The sequence below is a fragment of the Sporosarcina sp. FSL K6-2383 genome (genome assembly GCF_038618305.1).
In the GTDB taxonomy this organism is placed as follows: Bacteria; Bacillota; Bacilli; order Bacillales_A; family Planococcaceae; genus Sporosarcina.
On the sequence record NZ_CP152017.1, the window covers coordinates 3,396,657 to 3,417,500 of the forward strand.

Consider the following 20,844-nt stretch of genomic DNA (forward strand, 5'->3'; position numbering starts at 1 on the left):
TTATTCAACCTCCCCAATCTGCTGGCGGTCGAATTGCTCTTTGTACCAGCCGTTCATATCTAGCAGCTCTTCATGTGTTCCTTCTTCAACCACACGACCATCATCCAGGACAATAATCCAATTGGCGTGTTGGATTGCTGATAGTCGATGCGTCGTAATAATTGTCGTTTTACCGGAACGTTCTGCTTGGATATTCTCAATAATTTTTGCTTCCGTTTTAGCATCAACAGCAGATAGTGAGTCATCCAAAATAAGTATTTCTGGATTTTTCACCAGTGCACGTGCAATAGAAATTCGTTGCTTCTGTCCACCAGACAAGGCAACACCTTTTTCTCCAACGAGCGTTTCCAATCCATTTGGTAACATTTCAAGATCTTTTTCAAAATAGGACAGACGAATCGTTTCTGCAATATCTGCCTCTGTTGCATCTGGTCTACCGAACAAAATATTTTCTCTTACTGACCGTGAGAACAACACATGTTCTTGCGGAACGTAACCAATCCAGTCCCTCACTTGATTTTTGGTCATCGACTGCAATGGTACACCTGAGAAAACAATTTCCCCTTCTCCAACGGGGTATTCACGCAATAGCTGTTTCACAAATGTCGTCTTTCCACTACCTGTCTTACCGACAATCCCAAGTGTATCGCCACGATCCAAATGGAGTTTAATCGCATCTAGGTTGACTGAATGCGACATCGGATACGTAAAGACAACATCTCGGAAGCCAACATTTTCGGGTTGCTCCAGCGTAACGGGCTGTTCAGGGTCTTTAACGTCTTCCTCATAGTCGAGCGTCTCCGTCACCCGGTCAAGTGACGCATTGCCGCGCTGCATAACGTTGATTAATTCCCCAATCGCAAACATCGGCCACACAATCATCCCAAGGTAAACGTTAAACGTTACAAGATTCCCCAGTGTCATATCTTCTATAGAAACGAGATACGCCCCATAACCGAGTCCAATCATATACGTCAACCCTGTTAGCACTTTTGAAATAGGCATGAACAAAGCATCAATTTTTTCGACATGCATATTTTTTTGAAAAACATCTTCCGTCATTTTCGCGAATTCATTTTCAGTTGCACGCTCTTGTACATAAGCACGAACGACACGTACACCGGCCACTGCTTCTAAGACGTTATCATTCAAATCACCAAACACTTGCTGAGCTGTCATATATCGCTCATGAATCTTCTTTCCAAGCACCTGCATAATGTACGCCAAAATCGGCAACGGTATAATCGCTACCAGCGTCAATTTCCACGACACAAGAAAACCCATCGTCAAAACGAGTGTCATTAAATACAGCGTTGAGTCAACGAGCGTCATAATCCCAAATCCTGCAGTTTCAGAAATAGCACGCAAGTCATTTGTTGAACGCGCCATCAAATCACCCGTTTTATTTTTCTCATAAAACGTCGGCGTCATCTTTAAGAAATGGCGCATTAGTCTCCCACGGAGCTGCCTTTCAATGACATAAGCACCACCGAATAGTTGGTATTGCCATACGAAATTAAATGCATAACCAACAACCATAATGAGCAACATGGCGCCAATAAATCCGACTAATAACTTCATCGTCAACGTCTGCATATAAATGGAGTCAATGGCTTCACCAATGAGCCAAGGTGGAATCACAACTAACACATTCGTGATCATCAATAAGATGAGTGCAACTGTATACCTCTTACGATTTTCTTTAAAAAACCACTTTAATTTGAATAAAACCGAAAACATAACCCCATCTACCCTCTTCCTTCTTCTCTACCAACTATCCACTTTCAAGAGATTCCTTTTTCAATATTTTCCTTTGCTGTTTCATGATTAACATAGCCAGCACTCCTTTTCTCAGTTTTTTTATCCCGCAATAAGACTTCGTAACATTACCACTTTTCAAGCGGCAATGAACGATCTCTAATTGCCCGATTGGTTGGGGCTAAATTCAGTAGGGAAAAACACCCTACTGAATAAGGCCAACTTTATGTAACACGCAAAGCGTGAAAACACCAAAATATGGTATACCATAAAATCAAAAAAGCACACGCCTTTTAACATAAGCGTGTGCTTAACAAAAAGGAACGGATATCCGTTCCATTCCATATATATTCACATTCAAAATTGAATAGAAGCAGGATAGGACGGATCGATCATGAAGTTGTTTTGAGTGATGTATAGCTTTTTCATATTCCGTACCTCCCTTTCTATTTCGAGTATCTAACTATTACAGGTTACCATTTCCATTTTCCGACTGTCAATAGTTTTCAGAAATTATATTTCATTCACAATCCACTGAAATGAATAACTCCTTCTAGGACCGCGATCGTATCGACTTCAAGCTTGAATGCAGCCGCAATACAAAATCGAATCGACAAGTGGTCAAGCAAAACTATTTGTTTTTTTCTTGTAAATAAATTATCATTGTCTTAACTAACTATTTTACCCTACAGGAGGTGTACACTTTGTTCTACCCCTCATCCGGGTGCGGGACAAAGTAACTATTTGGAAATTCCCATACGATTGGCAGCATTTGCTGTCTTGATCGCCCTCACCGCATTTTTTGTTGCGAGTGAATTTGCAATTGTAAAAGTAAGGACATCACGAATTGATCAGCTTGTTGCGGAAGGAAACCACAAAGCCATCAACGCTAGAAAGGTAATTGGTAATTTGGATGAATACTTATCCGCTTGTCAATTAGGGATTACGATTACCGCTCTTGGACTTGGAATGCTCGGTGAACCTACTGTCAATCTCATGTTAGCCCCTATCTGGGAAAGCTTAGGTCTATCCGCTAGTACAACAAGCATCGCTTCATACATTATCGCCTTTTCAATCGTCACATTTCTACATGTTGTCGTCGGAGAGCTAGCTCCTAAAACAATTGCGATACAAAAAGCAGAAGAAATTACATTGCTCTTTTCAAAACCGCTTATTATCTTTTATCGCATGGCATACCCTATTATTAGAGGAATGAATGGAACTGCCCAATTCCTGATTAGACTTTTAGGATTTAAATCGATGTCAGAATCCGAAGTTGCGCATACTGAAGAAGAACTTCGATTGATTTTAGCCGATAGTTTGAAAAGCGGTGAAATCAACCAATCTGAATATAAATATGTCAATAAGATTTTTGAGTTCGACGACCGAATCGCCAAGGAAATCATGGCACCACGAACAGAAATGATGTCCATCGAAAAAGATATGACATTGCGTGAAGTGTTCGAAGTGATTGGTGTTGAGCAATATACGCGTTACCCTGTAACAGATGGAGATAAGGACCATATTATTGGTCTCGTCAATATGAAGAATCTACTAACTGCATTTATTAAGAATCCGGAAACGGAGCATCAACCAGTTATTAACTATATGCAGCCTATTATTCATGTTATTGAAACAATGCCGATTGGTGACCTGTTGCTAAAAATTCAACGGGAACGGATTCATATGGCTATCCTGATGGATGAGTATGGTGGAACTTCGGGTCTTGTGACAATTGAAGATATTCTGGAAGAAATCGTCGGCGATATTCGTGACGAGTTCGATATAGATGAAGTACCTGAACTTCAAAAGCTAGGCGAGGATCACTATATCTTAGATGCCAAGATGCTCATCGAAAATGTCAATGACATTCTCGGCATCGACATCGACGAAGATGATATTGATACCATTGGCGGCTGGTTTATGACTCAGCGATTCGATGCCATTCAAGGTGAAAAAATTATCGAGCAGGGCTATGAGTTCGTCGTTAAAGATGTCGACGGTCACCATATTCTCTACTTGGAAGTATTCAAATTCGAACAAGAACAATCCAACGACACGACCGAATTGTCATTCGAATCTTAATGAAGAGCGGCTCTCACTATGAGAGCCGTTTTTATATTTGCTAGGATGTTGTTTACTTCACAGAAAACGTTGTCTACTTTCTCCATAACGTTGCTTACTTCTCATGATACGTTGCGAACTTCAGCAAACGTTGTTTACTTCACAGAAAACGTTGTCTACTTTCTCCATAACGTTGTTTACTTCTCATGATACGTTGCGAACTTTTGCAAACGTTGTTTACTACAAAGAAAACGTTGTCTACTTTCTCCATAACGTTGCTTACTCCTCATGATACGTTGTGAACTTTTGCAAACGTTGTTTACTTCACAGAAAACGTTGTCTACTTTCTTTATAACGTTGCTTACTCCTTTCGATACGTTGTGAACTTCAGCAAACGCTGTTTACTTCACAGAAAACGTTGTCTACTTTCACCATAACGTTGCTTACTCCTAAGAAAGCAACGCCTGTTTATCCTAAAAATGTATATTTACTAAGGTTCATATTGACATACTTCTCAAACTTTGTTATTGTAAATCCATCTTACAGAAAGAAGGTGAAGTTTTATGGCTATTATTATCGTACCTATTGCAAATTCGGTCGGACCCATACTTTCACCTGCCATACTTTAATCGATTACGCCCCGGCGTAATTGCGTCCAGATTTTGAATCGAGCTTGTGCCCGCAGGATGCGGGTATGCAACCGTTGCAGCAGGACGCTGCGTAACTTGAGTTGCCTTCCTAAACTCCTTTCAAAATCTGTGACATCTGCCGGAGGCATTATCTTTGTTCAGCAAGCATTCGAACACCCGTTGAACAGGAAGCATAATCAAAGTCATCTTATCTTCCTTTGGAGATGATAGCCTTCTGCTGAATAAAGATAAAAGTATGCTTATTCTGTTATGCGCGTGAAAGCCGTGGTGTCCGATCAGGACTCACGGCTTTTTTATATACTTTTAGCACGCACATAACAGGAGGAATATAAATTGATTAATTTAAAAGAATACGGCTGGAATACATCCCATGAATCTAACTGGGAAGCAATGAATGACAACGAAAAAATAAAGAAGTGTACACCTGGGCGTGTCACACTTGAACATAAACATATGTATCGGGTAGTCACAGCTGACGGGGAATGGCTATCTGTCTGTTCTGGTGCTATGCAACATGACGCTTTAGAACGGCGTGATTTCCCCGCCGTCGGAGATTGGGTTGCAGTCGAAAAGATGCCTGGGGAAGAACGCGGAGTTATCCATGCAATTCTACCGAGAACATCCCTTTTTTCAAGGAAGGCAGCGGGTACAACAATTGTTGAACAAATTATCGCGGTAAACGTCGATGTCGTCTTCCTCGTCATGTCAATGAATAAGGATTTCAATGCTAGAAGACTTGAACGCTATCTGGTCGCCGCCTATGACTCGGGTGCTAATCCCGTTGTTGTCTTAACGAAAAAAGACGTTTGCGAAGATCCTGCATCCTATATGGAAGAAGCTCGTAACATTGCATTTGGAGCGGATATATTTGCCGTTAGCAATGTAACAGGTGAAGGCATTGATGAATTAACTGCACTGTTAACTGGCGGGAAAACAGCAGCCTTACTTGGATCTTCTGGTGTCGGAAAATCATCGCTGACAAATGCCATTTGTGGCAATGAAATGATGGCTGTACAAGAGATTCGCGAAGATGATGCAAAAGGTCGTCATACAACGACTCACCGAGAACTTATTAAAATCCCAAGTGGAGGCGTCCTCATCGACACACCTGGTATGCGGGAATTTCAGCTTTGGGAGAATAACGAGAGTCTAGATTCAGGCTTTAAAGATATCGAAGCATTTGCAGACGCATGCAAATTCAATGATTGTCAGCATAATAATGAACCAGGATGTGCCATACAGGAAGCACTTGCCACAGGTACATTACCTGCAGACCGCTATGCAAGCTATTTAAAACTGCAAAAGGAATTAGCTTTCTTGGAGCGTAAAATGGATCGTGCCGCGCAATCTGCAGAGCGGAATAAGTGGAAAAGTATCACCAAGAGTATGCGCAAGCATCCCTCTAAAAAGAAATAAAAGTAGCCGTGTCCTCTGATTATTTCAGTGGGCACGGCTACTTTTTCAATCTTTCTTATACTCAATATGATACACATCATGCCTTCGATCCTTCAACTGCTTGACCGTTCCATCCTGACGCTGACGACGCAAAATTTCAAGGTCGACATCACCAATTAAAACCATTTCCAAGTTGGCATTTGTTTCTCCTACAATGCCATCTCTCGCAAATTCAAAATCAGATGGAGCAAATATCGCAGACTGTGCATATTGAATATCCATATTATCCGTCTGCGGCAAGTTACCGACTGTTCCCGAAATAACGGTATAAATTTGATTTTCAATCGCACGGGCTTGTGCACAATAACGAACACGTAAATAGCCTTGACGGTCTTCTGTACAAAATGGGGTAAAGATAATATTAGCGCCCATATCGGTCGCAATGCGTGCCAATTCTGGAAACTCAATATCATAGCAAATTTGAATAGCAATCTTTCCACAGTCTGTATCGAAGACGCGAACGGCATCTCCCGCACTAATCCCCCACCACTTCCGCTCATTTGGCGTAATATGAATTTTATATTGCTTCTCAATCGAACCATCACGGCGGAATAAATAAGAGATATTATAAATTTCCTCATTCTCTTCCTCGACAAAATGAGAACCACCAATAATATTGATGTTGTACCGTACTGCAAGATTCGTAAACATTTCAATATATTGTGGCGTGTACTCCGTCATCCTACGCACTGCCTGACTCGGCGATCGTTCATCCAAAAAGGACATCAGCTGCGTTGTAAATATTTCCGGAAACACAACGAAGTCAGAGTTAGCATCTGCTGCAACATCAACAAAGTACTCACACTGGTGAGCCATCTCTTCAAATGATGAAATCTTGCGCATCAAATATTGTACGACACAAATTCGTACAGGATAGCTCGTCTTAAAATGACGCTTCGTTAGTGGCTTATAATCGACATTATTCCATTCCATCAGTGTCGCATATTTCTTCGATGCTTTATCATCCGGCAAATAATTAGGATTGACACGCATTAACGTAAAGTCATTCATCAGCTGAAAAGTCAGTACAGGATCATATATTTTATGGCGTGACACAGAATCTACATATTCACGGGGCGACATCTCCTTAGCATGTTTATGATAATTTGGAATCCTCCCACCCAGGATGATAGACTTCAAATTCAATTCCCTAGCCAGCTCTTTGCGCGCCTCGTAAAGACGCTGACCCACCTTCATACGCCGATAGCCGGGGTGTACCATGACTTCAATGCCATACATATTATAGCCATCCGGATTATGGTTCGTAATATAGCCTTCATCCGTGACATCATCCCAAGTATGCCGGTCATCATACTCATCAAAGTTAATAATGAGACTCGAACACGAACCGATAATTTCACCATCCAGTTCTGCAATGAGCTGACCTTCTGGAAAGATGGCCAAATGACTCTTTAACTGCCCTTCCTCCCACGGTTCCATTCCGGGGAAACAAAGCTCCTGCATGGCTAATAGCTTCTTAATATCACTCGATTCCATCTGGCGAATCACCATGCTTACTTCAAATGATGACAAATCGAATTCTTCACTCACTCGAATCACCCCTTTTTCTTTATTATATCGTACAACCCTTATGAATCAATTACGCCAAGGCGAAATTATGTCCAATTTTTATAGCAGCCATCGGGGGAGAACTTGCTTCACTGAAGCAAGTCAATACTATTTACTTGCTCCAGTCGACCCTCTATAATCAAATAAGTAGTTAACGATTTAGGAGCTGGTCATGTGAATAAACGGATAGAAAACGGCCTCATTTTAATATGTACCGTATCGCTTGTTGCGACACTCGGCTCGCTATACTTTTCACAAGTTCGCGGATATGAGCCATGTACGCTTTGTTGGTACCAACGTATTTTGATGTATCCAATCGTCCTCATTTCAGGTATCGCCTTGTTCCAGAAAAATGCACGAATCGCCCTAACAACCGCTGTCTTTGCGACAGTTGGCGGAAGCATTTCCCTTTATCATTACGGCATCCAAAAGCTAAGCATCTTAGGCGATAGTGCACCTTCTTGCGGATCAGTATCTTGTACAGGACAGTACATCAACTACCTTGGGTTCATCACGATCCCTTTTTTAGCACTCGTTGCATTTGTCATCATCTTAATCACAAGCCTTTTCATCATGAAATGGCAGAAGGAGTCGAAGTAACTTGAAAAAACTATTGATCATTGGCGGTGCCATTGTCGCCGTCTTCATCCTCATCGTTGTTTTGTCAAATCAATCAGATAAGGCAAAACTAAAGGATAATCCTTATGACACAGATAAGTTATCTAAATCTACAATCGCTTTAATCGGCAATGAGCATTACGACAATATTGTTCTACCAGAAGTACTCAACGAAAAAATTACTTCTGGCGAATCAGTTACAGCATACTATTTCCACCCAGAATGTCAGTATTGTATGGCGATGACACCTGTTATGATGCCGATTGCTAAAGAGATGGGGGTTGACGTATTACAATACAATATGATGGAATACCCCCATCCTGCTGATGTTGCATCATGGCCTATGCTTGTCCAGTATAAGGATGGAAAAGAAGTTGTAAGAATGGGCGGTGAACGCCCTGCTGAAGAGATACGAGCATTCTTCACTGAATTCGCAATTAAATAATGAAAGATAGCTGGAAGGAATGACGTAAATGGCTTTATTTCATTATAAAACCCAACAAGATGGTCTAACTGTCGAGCAGTTACTGAAAGAACAATGGCAAGGCGGTAAAAAAACAGTTCACCTCATGCGAATGGCAAAAAGTGTGCTCGATTCCACGGGTAATCCAGTAGACGACTGGCGTGCGCCACTTGTGGAAGGAACAGAGTTGGTATTCACATTTCCCGACGCTGCCTCCACGTATATTTCAGATGACAAAGATGAACTGACAGTTCTGTTCGAAGATGAACATATTCTCGCTGCTGTGAAACCAGCTGGTATAGCGACCCATCCTGATGGTCCGACAGAAACGGGTACGCTGATGAATCGTGTCATGGCACATGTTCGCAACAATGGCGGTGATTACGCTGAGCATATTCACCGTTTGGATAAAGGGACTTCCGGGCTTGTACTCATCGCCAAGCATCCGATTGCTAAATCACTGTTCGATCGAATGATTGAACAGAACAATCTCACTCGCCAGTATGTTGCGGAGGTCGATGGTTATTTAAAAAGACCTAGAGGTACTATTAAACTGCCGATTGGTCGCGATCGCCATCATCCTGCCAAACGACTAGTGTCCATGTCCGGGCAAGCCGCTGTCACTCACTTCAAGGTCATCGAACGTAAAGAAGACACGACTCTTGTTGAAGCCCAGCTCGAAACAGGTCGCACACATCAAATTCGCGTTCATTTAGCCCATATTGGTAATCCCGTTACAGGTGATACATTGTATGATGGCAGTGAAACGGCGGATGGTCACTATCGATTGACTGCCACCACACTAAGCTTCATTCACCCATTTACTGAACAACAGACAACTATTGAAATGAATTAAAAAATCCATGGAGAGAATATCTCCATGGATTTTATTTTTGATTAAAACATATTTTTGATTAAAACGTCAATTGACGAATTCCATTCTCAAGACGCTCGTCTACTTCTTTAGCATCTTCAATATGTTCAATAATCAAATCGTGCGCTTGTGCAAAAAGTTCTTTCGCACCTAGCAACTCGCTCTTTACTTCTTCGGACAAGCGCTTCTGTTCTTCAATCATCCCTTGAATTGCACCGATATCTCCTTGGCTATGCTCGATCGTCCCAAGAATATTTTCGATTTTAGCAGCTGTTTCGAAACTAACGGCTACGCCTTTTTCAACAAGTTCGGCACTCTTCCTTGTTGCGGCAAGTGCTTGTTCAATTTCATCACGCAATGAAGACGTTAATGTTTGGATATTAGCCGTACTATCAGAAGTACTTTCCGCAAGTTTCCGCACTTCTTGTGCAACAACCGCAAACCCTTTGCCCGATTCCCCTGCACGCGCCGCCTCGATAGATGCATTTAACGCTAGCAAGTTGGTCTGTGCTGCAATTCCTTCAATAACACCAACAATTGACTGAATTTCAACAGATCGAGCACTCAAATTGGTCATATTTTTTTCAGACGCTTGAATCTGAACCCCTAAATCCTTAATAACTTCAGCTGTCGCATTAACTTCCTTCGTACCTTCTGATGCTTCAGCAACCATACTATGAGATCTTGTCTCAAGTGAAAGTCCTTTTTCAAACAACTCATGTGATTTCTCTGACGTTTTTTCACTCAAATCTCCGACTCTATTAAACCTGACTTCAATCTGACTAACCGCTTCTCCCATTGTATTATGCTGTGCATTAACCTTCTCATGCTGATGAACTGCTGCATTTAATTCACTTTTCAAATCAGTTAAGCGATTTTTATCTTGCACCTCTTTATCTGAATACGCCGTTTTTAGGCGCTCAATTTCTAATTGCAAACCATTATCTTGAATATTCTTTTTTTTGTTTGAGAACAAGTCTATTCCTCCTAATTTCTTTTCTTAATTATATCATACTAATTCCCCAATCAAAGAATCTATTCACTCAAAAGGGATTAATTTCCGACAACTGCATGCTCGTAACGATTACGTACATTCGCTGATTTATATTTTATTTTCGGGAGATGTCACAAATTTTGTACGGAGTTGTGATGGGAGACTTAAATTTGTGGGGATAATGAAATTAACAGTTGAATTCAAATCAAAAAACGAATATTATTGTACATGTACTTAATTTTGTTCGTATTTTGAAAGGAGATCTACGATGTTTCATTTAAAAGAACTGAAAACAACCGTAAAAACTGAATTATTAGCTGGTGTGACCACTTTTTTAACAATGGCTTATATTGTCATTGTCAATCCAATTATTTTAGCTGATGCCGGCGTACCGTTTGACCAAGTTTTCCTTGCGACAATTATTGCGGCAGTTATCGGTACACTTTGGATGGCATTATTCGCTAATTATCCAATCGCTATTGCACCCGGTATGGGGTTGAATGCTTATTTCACATCTATCATCATTGCATCAGATGGTCAACTGGACTACATGACTGCCTTTTCGGCGGTATTCGTCGCTGGACTATTATTTGTCTTATTGTCTTTGACATCGTTCCGTGAAAAATTAATCCAATCTATTCCTGAGAGCTTGAAATTAGGAATTACTGCTGGGATAGGCTTGTTCATCGCCTTCATCGGATTACGCCTTTCAGGGCTTGTTGCTCCACATCCTGGGAATCTTGTGCAGCTCGGGGATCTTACTTCACCACCGGTTCTACTAGCACTCTTCGGATTGCTTGTGACTATCATTTTAATGACGTTAAACGTCTATGGTTCAATTTTTATCGGAATGATCCTAACAGGGATTGTAGCATTTTTTACAGATCAGCTTAAATTTGAAGGTCGTCTGTGGCAAATGCCTCACTTACCCGAAGGTATTCTCGTTTGGAATCCAGTTCATGCAATCGGCGATGTCATCTCACATGGTCTATATGGTGTTGTCTTTGCATTCTTGATTGTTACCTTATTCGATACGACCGGTACGATGATTGGTGTTGCAAAGCAGGCTGGCTTAATGAAGGGAAATACCCTACCGCGTGCACGTCATGCTTTGCTTGCTGATTCAGTAGCAACTGCAGCAGGTGCCATGTTCGGAACAAGCCCTACCTCCGCTTATATTGAATCGTCTTCTGGCGTCGCAGTAGGTGGACGTACTGGTTTAACAACACTAACGGTAGCTATCTTATTCATCATCGCCGCATTTTTCGGTCCACTTGTTAGTGCACTTTCAGGAGTGGCTGCAATTACTGCTCCTGCTTTGATTATCGTTGGTAGCTTGATGATTGGCACGGTCAAACATATCGACTGGGATTCATTTGACGAGGCATTTCCAGCCTTTCTCGTTATTTTAACAATGCCACTCACATCTAGCATTGCTACAGGAATCGCGCTTGGATTCATCACCTATCCTTTGTTGAAAGTTGTAAAAGGCAAAGGGAAAGAAGTTCCGGTTCTCTTATATATTTTCGCAGTATTGTTTACCTATCAATTACTCTTTTTGCCGCATTAAAATCCCTAACATCCTCTGGCCGACAATAACGCCACGTCCTGTACGTCGGAGGCTTAACTTGAATCAGCAAATGTATTTGTACTGAAAGCAAAGCGTCAGCTACAGGGAGTTTGAACTTCCTCTAATTGAAATGCTTTTCTGGCATTCATCCCGCCACTTATAAAAATGGTGGACTTCTGCTGAATCAAGTGAATGGTGTTACCGTTTTTGTCACAATTTTTTCTTGCCATCATTTCAATTTGATTGTCAATAAGGTATACTGTACTAAGAACTACTGATTTTACAGGAGGTATCATCTGATGAATCTGATTCTTATCATGGGTGTTAGCGTAGCATTCCTTTCTGCAATCCTTACAGGTGGCTATGAAGACAAAGGCAATAGCCATAAAAGCAAGAAGAGCCGTGGCCATCAGCCAACCTAATACAATGTAAAAACGGGACTAGCCTTTTATGGCTGTCCCGTTTTTTTAGGCTAATCCTGGGTAATGTTGCTGTCTGAGTGCTTCATAAATAAGTATCGCTGCTGTATTCGATAGATTCAACGAGCGAATATGGTCATTCATCGGAATTCGCAAGCAGCGTTCTTTGTTCTCTTCGATAATATCATCTGGCAATCCGCTCGTTTCCTTGCCAAACACAAAAAATATGTCCTGTGCCGTATCCGAGTAATCGAATGCAGTATGGGGCTTGTCTCCATGCTTCGTCAAAAAATAAAATACTGCCTCCGGATAAGCCCCAAACATTTCCCGAATGCCTTCGTGATACGTAATATCAACATGCTCCCAATAATCAAGGCCAGCCCGCTTCAACATTTTATCATCTGTCGAAAATCCAAGTGGCTTAATTAGATGGAGCTTCGTTTTAGTTCCTGCACAAGTCCGTGCAATATTTCCTGTATTCGCCGGAATAAGCGGTTCAAATAACGCAACATGTATTGCCATTTCAACACTTCCCCTTACACTTGATATGTCCAATTATCTACGGCTTTTTTTAATTCCACAAGTACTTCCTCATCTTGCTCTTTCATTAATGCTTCTTGGATTGCTTGATAGCCCTCGTCTGTACCAATTCGACTAAGTGCCCATGCAATCGTTCCTCGTATGACCGGACGTGGATCTTGCTCTAGCATGACTACTAGCTCCGGCACTGCAGATTCCTCTTTAAAGTGAGCAAGTGCTAGAATTGCATTGCGTTGAATCGGATTTTTACCACGCCATGAGCCTGCTACATGACCAAATTTTTCTTTAAACTCTCTATTCGATAACCTGAGCATCGGTTGTAATAATGGTTTAGCAAGCTCAGGCTCCGCTTGAAAAGCAGCCTGATGCATATTATACTTCCCTTTATTTTTTGGACAAACGGTCTGGCATGTATCACAGCCGTATACCCGATTTCCAAACTCCTCACGAAACTCCTCAGGGATTGTTTTTTTCGACTGCGTCAAAAATGCGATACAATGCTGTGCATTCAATTGCCCACCTTGGATCAATGCCCCTGTCGGACACACGTCTAGGCATAGCGTACAATCCCCACACTCATCCTCCATCGGCACATCGGGGGCAAACGGTATATTCGTAATCATTTCACCCAAATAGACGTACGACCCAAACTCTGGTGTAATAATCGCACAGTTTTTTGCCGACCAGCCAATGCCTGCCCGCTCGGCAACCGCACGATCAGCAAGCTCCCCCGTATCAACCATCGAGCGAAGCTTTGCGTTAGGCACATTCGTTAAGATAAACTCTTCAAGAAGCCCTAGCTTCTCTCGTAAAACAGTATGATAATCCATCCCCCATGATGCACGGCTAAACATGCCACGTCTCTGCCCTTTCTTACCTTTGGGCGTGTTCACCATCTTGGACGGATAGGCAATTGCAATCGCAATAATACTTTCTGCTTGATCAAGAAGTAGCGCTGGCTCCGTTCGCTTATCTAGATCCTTCTCTTCAAACCCTGACTGAAAGCCAAGTTCTTGTTGACGCTTTAAGCGATTTTTCAGCTCACTAAACGGATCGGCAGTTGTAAAACCTATCTTATCTATGCCAATCGAAGCCGCATAGTCTCTCACCGCCTGTTGCAGTTGAACAGCATTCACACCCTAGCGCCTCCTTTATGCTAGTATTGAATTAACTTCTTCTGCCGAATCAAGTTAAGCCTCCGGCGAATGTTAAAATTATATAAAGGGTGATGTCATTGTATATCGAAATGGCCGAAAAAATTGTACAAGCTGTACCCGGATTAAAATTAGGCATTAATCATTATACCAAAATTACCGTATCAGAATCTCCTCAAATGCTAAAAGGTCGACTACAATTATTCCAAGAACAACTTTTCTTTGAACTAGAAGACAAATCCGTCACTGACTTTCTAGGCATTCAAGAATGGCGAGCAGTTTGGAAAATGCTTGGTTCAGACCCTAATCGCTATCGTCACTCCACAGAAGCGCTTATGCGACGTGTAAAAAAACAAAACTATATTAACCCATTTCACTCTGCAGTCGATTTAAATAACTTCTTCTCTTTGCAACATGAAATCCCGGCTGGTATTTATGACTTCAACAAAATTGTCGGTAATGTCCGTATTTCTGTTGGATCAGAAGAGACTGGCTATGATGGCTTGAATGGTCGTTTCAATTCATTACACAATATTTTACTCCTAAAGGATGATTATAGCCCGTTTGGTAGCCCATTCGTCGATTCTGTACGAACAGCTGTCACAACAGAGACGACCGAAGCGCTTCATGTCTTCTTTATCCGCCCATCCATGAACGCAGAAGAAGCTCTTGAACTAACAACTGCATGTGGTAATATGTTCACTAGTATTAGCGGCGGTGACGTTCGCTCGTATGTTTTACATGAGGGACAAACTTCCATTACAATTGAATAATTGGATTAAAGAATCGGGGGATTGATGAGATGGCTAACATTACACTTGCTGAAGCAGTTAAATTAAAAAGTATTTTAACGAAGCGCATTCATGAGCTGGAAGATGAAATGAGACGCGCTGCCTTTACGACTGTAGAAAAAGGTAATGAACCTATAAAAGGACCTCGCTCCCTTCAAGTTGTAGAAGCGGAACTAGATGTAGTGCGTACTGATAGTCGCGTACTTGACCGTCTGATGTATCGGGCCAATATTGACCACAGCATCGACTTCCAAGGGCAACCACTAGCCATTGTAGAAGCAATTGAACTTGCGACTCAATTACGTGCCAAAGCTCGATTTTACAAGGAACTTTCCATGTCCCAAAAAGAAGAAATCCAATTCGGTTACTCCGAAGGTACAATTGTCTACCGTGTCGCCTTATTTGATCCAGAAGACTATCGAGTGAAATCATTGCAGGCTGAAAAGGATGCTCATAAGTTGTCCAATGCGATTAATGCTAAAAACTATTCTATCACGCTCGATTTTGATGATAGTAAATATTTCTAATCCCTTGGCAAGGTGAGACTCCTTTCCAAGGCATAGAGCGGGGACACAATTTAAATTGCTGGCAAACCAATAACCAGTCCCCATTTACTTTGTGACCCATCCCCAATGACCAACTAAGGCAATTGCAATTGACAACCCTTACGAGTGTCATCGAGTCCCCCCTATGAAAATCGCTCCTTCCGCTTAGACGGCAAGGAGCGATTTTATTTATGGTCGATTTTTAAATGGCTTTGTTTTCTCTCCTTCAATCAGCAATGTCCAGGTACCATTTTCCGGGAAAATCATATTTCCACTATAGTGATATATATATCCTCCTGAGCCCTCGATAAATGAACCATCCTGATTAAAAATATGTTCAGACACAATACTCCCTTGCTCATTTAATAATTTTACTTCTATCCCCTTCTCGCTATCCACTGAGCTTTCGATAGTAATTTCTGTCTCCTCTCCTACCGCAAGCTCCATTGGATGGCTAATCAACGAATAATCTTCCGTTTTTGGAAACGAGGGTAGAACACCAACCGTAAATTCTTCAAATAAACGATCCTCGACAAAAATAGATAACTGCCATTTACCGTCTGCAGGAAATGGCAAAAAACTTGCTAACGAATGCGCATCTTCGTTAATCAGTGGGGTAGATAGAACGCCTTCAGATAAGACAAGATTTTCATTATAGCCATTCCTAGCTTCAACCCGAAAATTTTTATCAATAAGTTGCGACGGATCACCCCAGAAATAAAGCATCAATTTACTACCTCTCCTAGCATCTTCGGCTACAAATTGTTCATTGGAAACTAATATCCCGAATTTCCCTTCTACCCCAATCACGTCATAATGGTTTTTAAAAACAGTTGCTTCTGGTGCAGTTAATTCTATCTGAGGCTGAAATGATTGCCGCAGCTCATTAAACCAACGATCACTATCGCTCGACAGAACAAGGGTAAATACTGTCGCACACATTAAGGTAAATACAACGAAAGGTTTAACAAATTTTATTCTCTTTTTAGGATTCATTTCCTTTTGCAAAGCCATGCTGACTCTTTGTTTCTGTTCTTCGCTCAATGTATATTTAGGAAGGCTTCTTAGATTTTCTTGTAAAGTCTTCATACCCTTCATAATCCAGTCCCTCCTCTACAAGTATCTCCTTCAGTCTTTTTAATGCTCGATGGAACATGACATTTACGCGGTTCACATTACTTTTCAATACTTCGCTAGCCTCTTTTGGTGTTAACTCCAAAATTCCTCTTAAGATAACTACTTCCTTATAGCGAGGAGAAAGCTGATGAATCGCTTTGTATAAATGAAGGATTTCTTGATTCATAATCGTTTTCTCTTCTAATTCATTCGACAGTTGCTGTTCTCGAAAAACCGAGTGCTTAATCTTTTCCCACACTTTCTTTCTACGATAGTCGTCGATAACCTTATTTCTTGCAATAGAAACCAACCATGTCTTCGGATGTGACTGGCCTTTAAAACCGGGTATCTTTTTTATAGCAATCATAAATGTTTCTTGCACAAGATCCTCAACATCCATCGAGCCTGTATAGTAAATTAGAAAACTAGTAATATCCCTCTCATACAATTGAAACCATTCCTCGATTCTATGATCCGTCACTCATTCTCCCCTCCTTTACTCATTAGACGATTTACTGCGTAAAATATTACAGCACCAAAATCAAAAAAACGTTCCCTTCGTATTACAAAAGGAGCGTCTCAGTTTAATTTACATACGTTCTGCAATCTCTTTCAAAGCAATTGCCCGGTTAACAATAAACCTTTTCATATAATTTTCTAAAAACAATCTATCTGCAAGATCCCCCAGCAGCCCTAAAGGGGATTGATATTGAAAACGATCAATCATCAGTGTCCCATTATCCTGCTCTATAAATTCATGGATATGGTGAAATGAATGGAAAGCTCCTTTTATCATAATATCTTCAAACAAATAAGGCCTATTCATAACCGTCACTTTAGCAGTAAGTCTTTGCCTAATACCTAAATGAACTGCTTCCCACGTAACGACATCTCCAGCCTGCAATAAACCCGTCGTAACTCCACCAACAGCTTTCTCCCGTGTATCCGCTGTTGTTTGCGTATGAATCTCCACATCTCGTGCAAGATCAAAGCAGCGCTCTATTGGTGCTTTAATAAATTCATGATGTTCAATTAATGGCATGACCATTCCTCCACTCACCATGCTAACTTTTACTGTAGCACAGTAGCGTCTTAGATAAAAGAATACATAAAAAAAGACACAACCGAAGTCATGTCTTTTTTACTTGATACCCGAGGCCGGACTTGAACCGGCACGCCTCGCGGCATCGCATTTTGAGTGCGACGTGTCTGCCATTCCACCACTCGGGCATGTTACTATTCATTTATAAAATTGGAGGCGGCAACCGGAATCGAACCGGTGATAAGGGTGTTGCAGACCCATGCCTTACCGCTTGGCTATGCCGCCGTAGATTAATGGAGCGGAAGACGGGATTCGAACCCGCGACCCCGACCTTGGCAAGGTCGTATTCTACCACTGAACTACTTCCGCGAAACTACTGGGGTAGCTGGATTCGAACCAACGAATGACGGAGTCAAAGTCCGTTGCCTTACCGCTTGGCTATACCCCAAAAAAATGGGGCGGACGAGGGGAATCGAACCCCCGAATGTCGGAATCACAATCCGATGCGTTAACCACTTCGCCACGACCGCCATAATAACTATTCATTTATCAAAATCATGGGGCGACTGAGGGGAATCGAACCCCCGAATGTCGGAATCACAATCCGATGCGTTAACCACTTCGCCACAACCGCCACAATATGTGAGAAAAATGGCAGGGGCAGTAGGAATCGAACCCACATCAAAGGTTTTGGAGACCTCTATTCTACCGTTAAACTATGCCCCTGTAAATTGGTGGTGGGGGACGGATTCGAACCGCCGAACCCGGAGGGAGCGGATTTACAGTCCGCCGCGTTTAGCCACTTCGCTACCCCACCAATATGAAGTAATGGTGCCGGCGAAAGGACTTGAACCCTCAACCTACTGATTACAAGTCAGTTGCTCTACCAATTGAGCTACACCGGCACATAGAATTGAAACGATGGCTCAGGACGGAATCGAACCGCCGACACAAGGATTTTCAGTCCTTTGCTCTACCGACTGAGCTACTGAGCCATACAAATATTCATTTTTCAAAAAAAATGGCGGTCCCGACCGGGATCGAACCGGCGATCTCCTGCGTGACAGGCAGGCATGTTAACCGCTACACCACGGGACCATTTGGTTGCGGGGGCAGGATTTGAACCTGCGACCTTCGGGTTATGAGCCCGACGAGCTACCACTGCTCCACCCCGCGACAATACTATTCGTAATAATAAAAAGTACACGCAATTCATTTTTGATCTAGGACTTCACTATAATTTCCTTTCAGGAAATTATACAAATCGCATTCTTCGTTATGCGACTTGCTCCACCCCGCGACAATACTATTTATTAAAAGATAATGGTGGAGGATGACGGGCTCGAACCGCCGACCCCCTGCTTGTAAGGCAGGTGCTCTCCCAGCTGAGCTAATCCTCCTGGGTAAAAGTGCGATAAGCTTCGCATTACTGCGTCAACTTCATTCGCTTACTAAGTCACGTACTTATGTACGCTCCTTCGTTCTCTCAATCGTTTCTTTGTTCTATTCGCTTCTCCCACTTTTACCGGGAGTTTTCTTTGCTTTTTAAAAGTTGTTAAAATAAAATGGTGACCCCTACGGGATTCGAACCCGTGTTACCGCCGTGAAAGGGCGGTGTCTTAACCGCTTGACCAAGGGGCCATACTTATAAAGGCTTAACTGGCGGAGAGCAAGGGATTTGAACCCTTGAGACAGCGTTAGCCGCCTACACGATTTCCAATCGTGCTCCTTCGGCCACTCGGACAGCTCTCCTAAATGGCTCCGCAGGTAGGACTCGAACCTACGACCGATCGGTTAACAGCCGATTGCTCTACCACTGAGCTACTGCGGAATAATACTATAGATCATACATTCAGTATGTTCTTTGAGAATAACAGCCCAGCGATGTCCTACTCTTGCAGGGGGAAACCCCCAACTACCATCGGCGCTGAAGAGCTTAACTTCCGTGTTCGGGATGGGAACGGGTGTGACCTCTTCGCCATCATCACTAGACTGTTTTCACAAGACAATAATTATTGTATCAAAACTTGTGAATTATTACAAGCGCTTTTCCAAAATAATTAATTTTGTGCACTCAAAACTGAATAAAACAGACAATGTGTTTCACAAATCAGGGCCAACCTGCCCTTTTTACTAGAAGGTTAAGTCCTCGTTCGATTAGTATCTGTCAGCTCCACACGTCGCCGTGCTTCCACCCCAGACCTATCAACCTCATCTTCTTTGAGGGAACTTACTTACTTGCGTAATGGGAAATCTCATCTCGAGGGGGGCTTCATGCTTAGATGCTTTCAGCATTTATCCCGTCCACACATAGCTACCCAGCGATGCCTTTGGCAAGACAACTGGTACACCAGCGGTGTGTCCATCCCGGTCCTCTCGTACTAAGGACAGCTCCTCTCAAATTTCCTGCGCCCGCGACGGATAGGGACCGAACTGTCTCACGACGTTCTGAACCCAGCTCGCGTACCGCTTTAATGGGCGAACAGCCCAACCCTTGGGACCGACTACAGCCCCAGGATGCGATGAGCCGACATCGAGGTGCCAAACCTCCCCGTCGATGTGGACTCTTGGGGGAGATAAGCCTGTTATCCCCGGGGTAGCTTTTATCCGTTGAGCGATGGCCCTTCCATGCGGAACCACCGGATCACTAAGCCCGTCTTTCGACCCTGCTCGACTTGTAGGTCTCGCAGTCAAGCTCCCTTATGCCTTTGCACTCTACGAATGATGTCCAACCATTCTGAGGGAACCTTTGGGCGCCTCCGTTACTCTTTAGGAGGCGACCGCCCCAGTCAAACTGTCCACCTGACACTGTCTCCTGCCCCGATAAGGGGCATGGGTTAGAAGTCCAATACAGCCAGGGTAGTATCCCACCAACGCCTCCTCCGAAGCTGGCGCTCCGGAATCTTAGGCTCCTACCTATCCTGTACAGGCTGCACCGGAATTCAATATCAGGCTACAGTAAAGCTCCACGGGGTCTTTCCGTCCTGTCGCGGGTAACCTGCATCTTCACAGGTATTATAATTTCACCGAGTCTCTCGTTGAGACAGTGCCCAGATCGTTACGCCTTTCGTGCGGGTCGGAACTTACCCGACAAGGAATTTCGCTACCTTAGGACCGTTATAGTTACGGCCGCCGTTTACTGGGGCTTCAATTCAAAGCTTCGCTTGCGCTGACCTCTCCTCTTAACCTTCCAGCACCGGGCAGGCGTCAGCCCCTATACTT

The 20,844-nt window shown here is 42.7% G+C and carries 17 protein-coding genes, 16 tRNA genes and 2 rRNA genes (1 of these 35 cut by a window edge); 9 read left to right on the forward strand and 26 right to left on the reverse strand.

Going from position 1 to position 20,844, the window contains the following annotated elements; genetic code table 11:
* Entirely contained in the window at positions 1 to 1,740 is a 1,740-nt protein-coding gene (locus MKZ10_RS17130; protein WP_342506244.1) for an ABC transporter ATP-binding protein, read from the reverse strand.
* Positions 1,741 to 2,502: 762 nt separating this feature from the next.
* Between MKZ10_RS17130 and MKZ10_RS17135 the strand changes: the two genes are divergently transcribed.
* Both MKZ10_RS17135 and rsgA read left to right on the forward strand, forming a co-directional pair.
* The gene (locus tag MKZ10_RS17135; protein ID WP_342506246.1) at positions 2,503 to 3,843 is read left to right on the forward strand and encodes a hemolysin family protein; all 1,341 of its coding nucleotides are present in this window, start codon (positions 2,503 to 2,505) and stop codon (positions 3,841 to 3,843) included.
* Positions 3,844 to 4,805: 962 nt separating this feature from the next.
* Entirely contained in the window at positions 4,806 to 5,888 is a 1,083-nt protein-coding gene (gene rsgA / locus MKZ10_RS17140; protein WP_342506248.1) for a ribosome small subunit-dependent GTPase A, read from the forward strand.
* 45 nt (positions 5,889 to 5,933) lie between these two features.
* Here rsgA and MKZ10_RS17145 read toward each other — a convergent pair whose 3' ends face one another.
* Positions 5,934 to 7,478: a GNAT family N-acetyltransferase gene (locus MKZ10_RS17145; RefSeq protein ID WP_342506250.1), complete on the reverse strand. Its 1,545-nt coding sequence runs from the start codon at positions 7,476 to 7,478 to the stop codon at positions 5,934 to 5,936.
* A 192-nt stretch (positions 7,479 to 7,670) separates the two neighbouring features.
* On the opposite strand from MKZ10_RS17145, the gene MKZ10_RS17150 reads away from it, so the two are divergent.
* From MKZ10_RS17150 to MKZ10_RS17160, 3 genes are read left to right on the forward strand one after another with little or no spacing between them, the layout of a single operon-like run.
* A complete protein-coding gene (locus MKZ10_RS17150) occupies positions 7,671 to 8,096 on the forward strand; it encodes a disulfide oxidoreductase (RefSeq protein WP_342506251.1) in 426 nt (141 codons plus the stop codon).
* A gap of 1 nt (position 8,097) precedes the next feature.
* Entirely contained in the window at positions 8,098 to 8,559 is a 462-nt protein-coding gene (locus MKZ10_RS17155) for a thioredoxin family protein (RefSeq protein WP_342506253.1), read from the forward strand.
* 28 nt (positions 8,560 to 8,587) lie between these two features.
* Positions 8,588 to 9,433, forward strand: coding sequence for an RluA family pseudouridine synthase (locus MKZ10_RS17160; RefSeq protein WP_342506255.1), 846 nt, complete (start codon positions 8,588 to 8,590; stop codon positions 9,431 to 9,433).
* Between the two features lie 58 nt (positions 9,434 to 9,491).
* Here the strand turns inward: MKZ10_RS17160 and MKZ10_RS17165 are convergent, their stop codons facing one another.
* Positions 9,492 to 10,427 carry a methyl-accepting chemotaxis protein gene (locus tag MKZ10_RS17165; RefSeq protein WP_342506257.1) on the reverse strand — a complete coding sequence of 312 codons (936 nt, stop codon included), beginning with the start codon at positions 10,425 to 10,427 and terminating at the stop codon, positions 9,492 to 9,494.
* 286 nt (positions 10,428 to 10,713) lie between these two features.
* On the opposite strand from MKZ10_RS17165, the gene MKZ10_RS17170 reads away from it, so the two are divergent.
* Both MKZ10_RS17170 and MKZ10_RS17175 read left to right on the forward strand, forming a co-directional pair.
* The gene (locus MKZ10_RS17170) at positions 10,714 to 12,015 is read left to right on the forward strand and encodes an NCS2 family permease (protein WP_342506259.1); all 1,302 of its coding nucleotides are present in this window, start codon (positions 10,714 to 10,716) and stop codon (positions 12,013 to 12,015) included.
* 299 nt (positions 12,016 to 12,314) lie between these two features.
* Positions 12,315 to 12,437 carry a hypothetical protein gene (locus tag MKZ10_RS17175; protein ID WP_322555731.1) on the forward strand — a complete coding sequence of 41 codons (123 nt, stop codon included), beginning with the start codon at positions 12,315 to 12,317 and terminating at the stop codon, positions 12,435 to 12,437.
* Positions 12,438 to 12,482: 45 nt separating this feature from the next.
* Here the strand turns inward: MKZ10_RS17175 and trmL are convergent, their stop codons facing one another.
* Together trmL and queG are read right to left on the reverse strand one after the other, a co-directional pair.
* Positions 12,483 to 12,956: a tRNA (uridine(34)/cytosine(34)/5-carboxymethylaminomethyluridine(34)-2'-O)-methyltransferase TrmL gene (gene trmL / locus MKZ10_RS17180; RefSeq protein ID WP_342506264.1), complete on the reverse strand. Its 474-nt coding sequence runs from the start codon at positions 12,954 to 12,956 to the stop codon at positions 12,483 to 12,485.
* A gap of 14 nt (positions 12,957 to 12,970) precedes the next feature.
* Complete coding sequence (queG, locus tag MKZ10_RS17185; protein WP_342506265.1) at positions 12,971 to 14,110, reverse strand: tRNA epoxyqueuosine(34) reductase QueG; 1,140 nt, start codon at positions 14,108 to 14,110, stop codon at positions 12,971 to 12,973.
* 92 nt (positions 14,111 to 14,202) lie between these two features.
* Between queG and MKZ10_RS17190 the strand changes: the two genes are divergently transcribed.
* The gene (locus MKZ10_RS17190) at positions 14,203 to 14,901 is read left to right on the forward strand and encodes a phenylalanine--tRNA ligase beta subunit-related protein (protein WP_342506267.1); all 699 of its coding nucleotides are present in this window, start codon (positions 14,203 to 14,205) and stop codon (positions 14,899 to 14,901) included.
* Positions 14,902 to 14,930: 29 nt separating this feature from the next.
* Positions 14,931 to 15,446, forward strand: a complete 516-nt coding sequence (locus MKZ10_RS17195) for a hypothetical protein (protein ID WP_342506269.1) — start codon at positions 14,931 to 14,933, stop codon at positions 15,444 to 15,446.
* 207 nt (positions 15,447 to 15,653) lie between these two features.
* Here the strand turns inward: MKZ10_RS17195 and MKZ10_RS17200 are convergent, their stop codons facing one another.
* From MKZ10_RS17200 to MKZ10_RS17300, 21 genes are all read right to left on the reverse strand, one after another.
* Positions 15,654 to 16,562, reverse strand: coding sequence for a hypothetical protein (locus MKZ10_RS17200; RefSeq protein WP_342506271.1), 909 nt, complete (start codon positions 16,560 to 16,562; stop codon positions 15,654 to 15,656).
* On the reverse strand, positions 16,516 to 17,061 hold the full coding sequence (locus tag MKZ10_RS17205; RefSeq protein ID WP_342506272.1) for a sigma-70 family RNA polymerase sigma factor: 546 nt from the start codon (positions 17,059 to 17,061) through the stop codon (positions 16,516 to 16,518). The genes MKZ10_RS17200 and MKZ10_RS17205 overlap by 47 nt, the downstream gene beginning before the upstream one ends.
* Positions 17,062 to 17,169: 108 nt before the next feature.
* Complete coding sequence (locus MKZ10_RS17210; RefSeq protein ID WP_342506275.1) at positions 17,170 to 17,622, reverse strand: SRPBCC family protein; 453 nt, start codon at positions 17,620 to 17,622, stop codon at positions 17,170 to 17,172.
* Between the two features lie 107 nt (positions 17,623 to 17,729).
* Positions 17,730 to 17,810 (reverse strand) — tRNA-Leu (locus MKZ10_RS17215).
* A 23-nt stretch (positions 17,811 to 17,833) separates the two neighbouring features.
* Positions 17,834 to 17,907: transfer RNA gene (locus MKZ10_RS17220), tRNA-Cys, on the reverse strand.
* Between the two features lie 9 nt (positions 17,908 to 17,916).
* Positions 17,917 to 17,991 (reverse strand) — tRNA-Gly (locus MKZ10_RS17225).
* Between the two features lie 7 nt (positions 17,992 to 17,998).
* A tRNA-Gln gene (locus MKZ10_RS17230) sits at positions 17,999 to 18,070 on the reverse strand.
* Between the two features lie 6 nt (positions 18,071 to 18,076).
* Positions 18,077 to 18,152 (reverse strand) — tRNA-His (locus MKZ10_RS17235).
* 28 nt (positions 18,153 to 18,180) lie between these two features.
* Positions 18,181 to 18,256, reverse strand: a tRNA-His gene (locus MKZ10_RS17240).
* 18 nt (positions 18,257 to 18,274) lie between these two features.
* Positions 18,275 to 18,348 (reverse strand) — tRNA-Trp (locus MKZ10_RS17245).
* A gap of 6 nt (positions 18,349 to 18,354) precedes the next feature.
* Positions 18,355 to 18,439: transfer RNA gene (locus tag MKZ10_RS17250), tRNA-Tyr, on the reverse strand.
* Between the two features lie 12 nt (positions 18,440 to 18,451).
* Positions 18,452 to 18,527, reverse strand: a tRNA-Thr gene (locus MKZ10_RS17255).
* Positions 18,528 to 18,544: 17 nt separating this feature from the next.
* Positions 18,545 to 18,617 (reverse strand) — tRNA-Phe (locus MKZ10_RS17260).
* Positions 18,618 to 18,644: 27 nt separating this feature from the next.
* Positions 18,645 to 18,720, reverse strand: a tRNA-Asp gene (locus MKZ10_RS17265).
* Between the two features lie 3 nt (positions 18,721 to 18,723).
* Positions 18,724 to 18,798 (reverse strand) — tRNA-Met (locus MKZ10_RS17270).
* Positions 18,799 to 18,946: 148 nt separating this feature from the next.
* Positions 18,947 to 19,022 (reverse strand) — tRNA-Val (locus MKZ10_RS17275).
* Between the two features lie 166 nt (positions 19,023 to 19,188).
* Positions 19,189 to 19,263 (reverse strand) — tRNA-Glu (locus tag MKZ10_RS17280).
* A 19-nt stretch (positions 19,264 to 19,282) separates the two neighbouring features.
* Positions 19,283 to 19,374, reverse strand: a tRNA-Ser gene (locus tag MKZ10_RS17285).
* A 4-nt stretch (positions 19,375 to 19,378) separates the two neighbouring features.
* A tRNA-Asn gene (locus MKZ10_RS17290) sits at positions 19,379 to 19,453 on the reverse strand.
* 45 nt (positions 19,454 to 19,498) lie between these two features.
* Positions 19,499 to 19,614 (reverse strand): 5S ribosomal RNA (gene rrf / locus MKZ10_RS17295).
* Between the two features lie 145 nt (positions 19,615 to 19,759).
* Positions 19,760 to 20,844 (reverse strand): 23S ribosomal RNA (locus MKZ10_RS17300) (it continues 1,848 nt past the right edge of the window).